The sequence below is a fragment of the Synechococcus lacustris str. Tous genome, from assembly GCF_003011125.1.
Classification (GTDB): domain Bacteria; phylum Cyanobacteriota; class Cyanobacteriia; order PCC-6307; family Cyanobiaceae; genus Synechococcus_D; species Synechococcus_D lacustris.
In genome coordinates, this window is sequence record NZ_PXVC01000234.1 from 1 (window position 1) to 936 (window position 936).

A 936-nucleotide genomic window follows, 5' to 3' on the forward strand; every position below is an offset into this window, starting at 1 on the left:
GCCCAGCTGCGCTTCGCGGGGGCGACCGAGGCCACCGTGATCCGCGGTGACCTGGAAATCCTCTCACTGGCCGGCACCCTCTCGCCCGATGGCGCCCACCTGCACATCGCCATCGCCGACAGCAGCGGCGCTGTGATCGGCGGCCACCTCTGCGCCGGCTCGCTGGTGCGAACCACCGCCGAGATGGTGATCGGCCTGCTGCCGGACTGGCGGTTCAGCCGGGAGCTGGATCTGGCCACCGGCCACGCCGAGCTGCAGATCAAGGCTCAGCCAGAGCGGTGATCGCCCGCAGGGTCTCCAGCAAATCCGGTAGTAGCTGCTGGCTGGCTTAATCCGGCGGCAGGAACGCAGGCAGCGCCTCCAGGAAGTCAGAGACGTCATCTTTACTAACAGCTAACGCAGTAGCCGCCAGGAAAGATGTCAAACTTTGGAAGCATTTTATGCCTTCCATGCCAAGGTTACTTGGAAGCTTGTTGCTAGCGTTTCTAATAATTTATCAATCCATACCAAATCATTAGAAGCCAACTGCATCTGGACCTTTTTCTGCAAGTAAAAATCTATTAATTGCTTTAACATTGAATCTGGTGCTTAATTCAGGCGTTCTTGCCACAACCCACCGGCAATAGCAGGTACCTGCTGATCCTGCTTGCACATCCCTTTTGATTCTCCCCACGAAATTCCGGTTTCAATTCATCCAAGCCTTTTAGCAATCCTGCCGCGTTTGCAGTTAGTGCACGATTGTTGGGATTTACTTAATAACCAGAAGCAGTATTACCTGCCCCGTGGGGAGCGAGAACCTGATTCGGCATACAAAAGGCGTATTGATGCAGCCTTGCCATCAGGTTTTTTTCGTGATGCGCTGCGCACGTTTGCTGGGATGCTTGCTTCTAGTCACTGGCATCAATTACCTGCTTCTCTGCAATCAGTAATTACTGA

General features: G+C 54.3%; 1 protein-coding gene and 1 pseudogene. Both read left to right on the forward strand.

The features are described 5' to 3' along the window. Window positions 1–282, forward strand: a 282-nt coding sequence (locus C7K08_RS14570; protein WP_106501184.1) for a PPC domain-containing DNA-binding protein, incomplete at its 5' end; no start/stop codon positions are given. Between the two features lie 364 nt (window positions 283–646). Further along, window positions 647–936 (forward strand): annotated as a pseudogene (locus C7K08_RS16250) (DUF4055 domain-containing protein); the annotation flags it as partial.